Genomic DNA, 6,000 nt, shown 5'->3' on the forward strand with positions numbered 1-6,000 from the left:
TGCAGGTAGGCGGCAATTGAGCGAAGCCTCAGGAGCTTACTCAAGTAAGTGACTGGTGTGAGTAAAGGCAGCCAACACCCCTGTATCTTGAAGGGCGACGAGTATAATGCGCCCCCTCATTAATTTTACCGTTTACCCAGAGGTCTACGTGCTGGACAGTATCAAAATCAGATTACAATATTTACTCCCAAAACTTGGCCTGACTCGTTTGGCAGGCTGGGGGGCAGATAAGCAAGGTGGCTGGCTGACCCAACTGGTGATCAAGGCATTTGCCCGCTACTACCATGTTGATATGAAGGAAGCCCAGGACCCTGAGTTCTCTGCTTATCGTTCGTTTAATGAGTTCTTTGTGCGCCCACTGCGCGCGGGTGTGCGCCCTGTTGTAACGGAAGAAAACCTCTTGGCCCAACCTGCCGACGGCGCTATTAGCCAGTTAGGCGCAATTCATGACGGGCAAATTTTGCAGGCAAAGGGCCACAACTACACGCTGGAAGCCCTACTCGCCGGTAACTATATGTTGGCTGCTGAGTTCCAAAATGGCCATTTTGTCACCACCTATCTGGCTCCACGTGACTACCATCGCGTCCATATGCCGTGTGACGGTATCTTGCGCGAAATGATTTATGTGCCAGGTGATTTGTTCTCGGTCAATCCATTGACTGCGGCCAATGTGCCTAATCTCTTCGCACGTAATGAACGTATTATTTGCATCTTTGATACCGCTTTTGGCCCGATGGCACAAATTCTGGTAGGTGCCACTATTGTTGGCAGCATAGAAACCGTCTGGGCTGGCACCATTACCCCGCCACGAGAAGGTGTGATTCGCCGATGGACCTATCCGCAAGCAGGAACTGAAGGCGCGGTAGTGCTGGAAAAAGGGCAAGAAATGGGCCGCTTTAAGTTAGGCTCGACAGTGATTAACCTGTTTGCTGAAGGTAAAGTCTATTTAGCACCACAGTTAAACAGTGGTTCTGTTACCCGCATGGGTGAAGTATTAGCCGAAGCCGTCCCTACTGCTATACCCTAAATAATTCGAGTTGCAGTAAGGCGGCAAGCGAATAAACCCGATGAGTTGAGACTAGTCAATGATTCGGGTAAACGAGAGCAGCCAATGCATATGCAGCTTGGAGTATGACGGGTATAAACGTAATCGATGTTAAGGAACCCTTACGTGCGCCTAATAATTTCTCGATCTTTTGGTAAATCACTCTCTTTTGGCCTGTTACTGTCATTTGTCATGCTGCTGTCTTTGCCGTTGCATGCGGCAACTCAGCCTAATGAAGATCAGCTCAGACAAGAGCTGAAACAGGCTGAAACCAATAAAGGGATGCCAAATCAGACCGAAATTGTTCAGGCGCTGCAATCGGCTCTTAGCTGGCTGGCGGATGCAAAAGAGTCTGATATCCGCGCCCAGCAGTATCAAAAAGCCATTGATGACTTCCCCAAACTGACCCGCGAGTTACGCCAGGAACTGGCGCAAGAAGGGGATAAACCCCTGCCCGTACCCAGTAACATGTCTACATCCGAACTGGAACAACAAGTGCTGCAAATCAGCAGCCAGTTGTTGGAATTAAGCCGTCTGTCGCAACAAGAACAGGATCGGGCGCGGGAAATCAGTGAATCCCTCAGCCAGTTGCCTCAGCAGCAATCAGAAGCTCGGCGAATTCTGACTGAAATCAGCACCCGCCTTCAGGCGCAAAGTAACCCCGCCAATCCGGTCGCACAGGCACAGTTTGCATTACTACAAGCAGAAGCCGTGGCCCGTAAGGCTAAAGCCAATGAACTGGAGCTTTCTCAGCTCTCAGCCAACAACCGGCAAGAGCTGTCACGGCTGCGCGCCGAGTTATACAAAAAGCGTCAAGAACGGGTTGATGCTCAGCTCCAAACCTTACGTAATAATCTCAATAACCAGCGTCAGCAGGCGGCTGAACAGGCACTTGAGCGCACCGAGTTACTGGCGGAACAAGGGGGCGATTTACCTGAGTCAATCATCCAGCAACTGCAAATCAACCGCGAGCTATCTCAAGCGCTAAATCAACAGGCGCAACGCATTGATCTGATCTCTTCGCAACAACGGCAAGCGGTAGCCCAGACCCAACAAGTCCGGCAGGCTCTCAGTACTATTCGTGAACAGGCCCAGTGGCTGGGCGTTTCAACCGCACTGGGGGAAACACTGCGGGCACAGGTTGCAAGATTGCCTGACGTACCGAAATCTCAGCAACTGGATCGTGATATGGCGCAGTTGCGGGTTCAACGTCTGCAATATGAAGACATGTTGGAGAAGTTACAGCAGCAAAATGTCAAATTAAAGCAAAATGATGGTACACCGCTCACCACCGAACAGCAGCGGATCCTTGATGCTCAATGGCGCACACAGCGCGAATTGCTGAATTCTCTGCTGTCCGGCTATGACACCCAGATTCTAGAATTAACCAAGTTGAAAGTGGCCAACAGTCAGTTGGTGGATGCGCTAAGTGAAGTTCGCGAGGCCACTCACCGTTATCTGTTTTGGGTCGCAGATGTCAGCCCAATATCACTGTCTTACCCGATTAACGTTGCCCATGACCTGACCCGCTTACTGTCGCTGGATACACTTTCGCAGTTAAGTGGCGCATTCGTCATGATGATGACCAGCCAGGAGACACTGCTACCGATCAGCGCAGCCTTGCTGTTTGTCGGTTTCAGTATCAGCTTGCGTCGCCACTATCATGCCTTCCTGGAGCGTGCTAGCAGCCGGGTAGGTAAGGTTACGCAAGACCATTTCTCCCTGACATTACGTACCGTTTTCTGGTCAATTCTGATGGCGCTGCCGCTACCGGTATTGTGGGCCGCGCTCGGCTATGGCCTGCAAAACGCCTGGTCATATCCGATGGCGATCGCCATTGGTAATGCCGTCACTGCCACCGTGCCAGTACTGTGGCTGTTTATGATAAGTGCCTCGTTTGCCCATCCTCATGGCCTGTTTATCACCCACTTCCGCTGGTCACCGGCGCAGGTCGGGCGGGCAATGCGTTTTTATCGCATGTCAGTGTGGTTGATTATCCCATTGATGATGGCACTGATTACATTCGAGAATTATAACGACCGTGAATTCGCTGGCACCCTGGGCCGCTTGTGCTTTATTTTGCTGTGTGTTGCCTTAAGTCTGGTGACCAATAGCCTGAAACGAGCCGGTATTCCACTCTATCTGGATAAAAAAGGCTCGGGCGAGAACATCATTAACGTGGCGTTATGGGGGCTACTGCTATCTGCCCCACTGATTGCGGCATTGGCCGCGGCGCTCGGTTATCTCACCACCTCACAGGCGCTACTGGCGCGTTTGGAAACCTCGGTTGCCATCTGGTTCTTCTTGTTGGTGGTTTACCATATTATCCGCCGTTGGATGCTGATTCAGCGCCGCCGTATTGCTTTTGACCGAGCTAAGCAGCGGCGAGCCGATATTCTGGCGCAGCGCGCCCGCGGTGAAGAAGATACGCCGCACAATAACAGTACCGAAGGGTCCATTGATGTTGAGGAACCGGTCATTGATCTGGATGTGATCAGCGCCCAATCTCTGCGTCTGGTGCGATCGATCCTGACGATGATCGCCTTGGTTTCAGTGATAGCATTGTGGTCTGAGATTCATTCAGCGTTTGGTTTTCTGGAAAATATTCGCCTGTGGGATGTGTCATCCACCATTAACGGTATTGAGTCGGTGCAGGCGATCACCATGGGATCACTGCTGATCGCTATTTTAGTGATGGTTGTGACTACCCAGCTAGTGCGTAACCTGCCTGCCCTACTGGAACTGGCGCTATTGCAGCATCTGGATCTGACGCCGGGAACGGGCTATGCCATCTCCACCATCACCAAATATCTGTTGATCCTGTTCGGCAGCTTGCTCGGTTTCTCTATGTTGGGGATCGAGTGGGCGAAATTCCAATGGTTGGTTGCCGCACTTGGTTTAGGTTTGGGGTTCGGTTTGCAGGAGATTTTTGCCAACTTTGTTTCTGGTCTGATCATCTTGTTCGAGAAACCGATCCGTATCGGCGATACCGTGACCATACGTGATCTCACCGGTAGCGTGACCAAAATCAATACCCGTGCCACAACTATCTCTGACTGGGATCGCAAAGAAATTATCGTGCCGAATAAGGCATTTATTACTGAGCAATTTATTAACTGGTCACTGTCGGATTCAATTACCCGTGTGGTACTCACAGTACCGGCTCCGGCTGAAACCAGCAGTGAGGAAGTGACTGAGGTGTTACTTACTGCTGCACGCCGCTGTACCTTGGTATTGGATAACCCACCACCCGAGGTCTATCTGGTTGATCTTCAACAAGGGATTCAGATTTTCGAACTGCGTATTTACGCCGCCGAAATGGGCCATCGTATGCCACTGCGCCATGAGATCCACCAGTTGATTCTGGCCGGTTACCGTGAGCACGGCATTACTCTGCCATTCCCACCCTTCCAGGCTCGGCTGGAAACACTGGGGCGTGGCGCTGGCCGCACTATTACTTCAGGGCGTGGCCGCACACCGGGTAGCTTGTAAATTAAGTTGACGTATCGATAGAGAAATGGCCTGACTCTGTGAAGAGTCAGGCCCAATAATCAGGAATATTACCCAAAGTCATTGGTGTTGCAGCACGGCAGCAAGTTCATTAATCCCGATGAGCTTACATCAGTGTTCGTGAACGTAGCGAACACCGCTGCGGCGCCAAGGGCGAGGGGTTATTAAGCACGCCCTACTGGGAATGCGATAACCTCATCTAACCTTTCCGCCCCCAGCGCCAGCATCACCAGACGATCAACACCTAACGCCACTCCTGAGCAATCCGGCAAGCCCTGTTTCAAGGCGGCAATTAGGTTCATATCGATTGGGTTCTGCGGTAAACCCCGTTTGGCTCGCATGCGATTATCTTGCTCAAAACGTTGCAGTTGTTCATCACCATCAGTCAGTTCATGGAAACCATTCGCTAACTCAATACCTTTGAAGTAAACCTCAAAACGTTCTGCTACTCGGTGATCTTCAGTGCTGATCACCGCCAGTGAAGCTTGAGACGCGGGGAAATGATAAACAAAGGCGGGTTTATCGCGGCCAATGTGTGGCTCGACTCCAACGGTAAACAGCAGCTGCAATAGCGTATCGCGATCTTCTTCTGTATCGGCAATATTACTTAAATCCAGTTTTGCCGCGGCTTCACGCAATTGCGCTTTATCTGCCGACAATGGATCAATGTCTAAGTGGCGCAGGAATGCTTGCTGATAAGACAAGGTTTCAGCGCTATTACAATCCAGTATTTGCTGCAACAGGTCATCAACCTCATTCATTAAGCGATACATATCATAATGTGGGCGATACCATTCCAGCATGGTGAATTCAGGATTGTGATGACGGCCAGCTTCTTCATTGCGAAAACTGCGCCCCAATTGATAGATAGATCCACTGCCTGCCGCCAACAAGCGCTTCATGTGGTATTCCGGGCTGGTCATCATGTACAGCGTCATACCATCGGCAGCGCCCGGGCCAACAAACCGGGTTTGGAATGGGACTAAATGAACGTCCGTCACTGTCGCTTGGCTCATGGTTGGCGTTTCAACTTCTAATACGCCACGATCGGCAAAAAAGCGCCGGATCTCTGCCATTATTGCTGCGCGTTTCAACAAATTGGCGATAGGTGCAATCGGCTGCCAGCTTGCCGTTTCGCTCATGGTGGTTAACTCCGAAATCAAACAGGGGATGCAGTCTACTCGCATCTACTCACTCAGACAAATCTGTCACTCATCAGCCCGATTTTTGACTTGAATTCAGCATTTCACGCTGCAAAAAAGACTTTAGCCTAGTAGATCCTGTTTGGGATCACGTTTTTGCTAGTAATGCCCCTGAGTAGGTTCAAATAAAACAAAACAATCGATCACATCAAATTTATAGCACTTAGCATTAGGTATAATTATTCCCATACAAAAAGTAAGAAATAGCTATTCTTAATACCATCATTCTGGTTAACGGCGAAT

At 50.5% G+C, this 6,000-nt stretch carries 3 protein-coding genes; 2 read left to right on the forward strand and 1 reads right to left on the reverse strand.

The genetic code is table 11. From position 1 onward, the window contains the following. Positions 1 to 148: 148 nt before the first annotated feature. Both asd and mscM read left to right on the forward strand, forming a co-directional pair. The gene (gene asd, locus V1952_RS01005; RefSeq protein ID WP_420074213.1) at positions 149 to 1,027 is read left to right on the forward strand and encodes an archaetidylserine decarboxylase; all 879 of its coding nucleotides are present in this window, start codon (positions 149 to 151) and stop codon (positions 1,025 to 1,027) included. A gap of 126 nt (positions 1,028 to 1,153) precedes the next feature. Further along, positions 1,154 to 4,537, forward strand: coding sequence for a miniconductance mechanosensitive channel MscM (mscM, locus tag V1952_RS01010; protein WP_372557819.1), 3,384 nt, complete (start codon positions 1,154 to 1,156; stop codon positions 4,535 to 4,537). A 182-nt stretch (positions 4,538 to 4,719) separates the two neighbouring features. Here the strand turns inward: mscM and epmA are convergent, their stop codons facing one another. Beyond that, a complete protein-coding gene (epmA, locus tag V1952_RS01015) occupies positions 4,720 to 5,697 on the reverse strand; it encodes an elongation factor P--(R)-beta-lysine ligase (protein ID WP_372557818.1) in 978 nt (325 codons plus the stop codon). Positions 5,698 to 6,000 lie beyond the last annotated feature (303 nt).

The organism is Yersinia sp. 2542 StPb PI (assembly GCF_048593855.1).
Classification (GTDB): Bacteria; Pseudomonadota; Gammaproteobacteria; order Enterobacterales; family Enterobacteriaceae; genus Yersinia; species Yersinia enterocolitica_E.

What these genes read in the sequence shown, in the direction of transcription:
- mscM (WP_372557819.1), top strand. Translation starts at nt 1,154, where the DNA reads ATGTTAAGGAACCCTTACGTGCGCCTAATAATTTCTCGATCTTTTGGT.
- epmA (WP_372557818.1), bottom strand. Translation starts at nt 5,697, where the DNA reads ATGAGCGAAACGGCAAGCTGGCAGCCGATTGCACCTATCGCCAATTTG.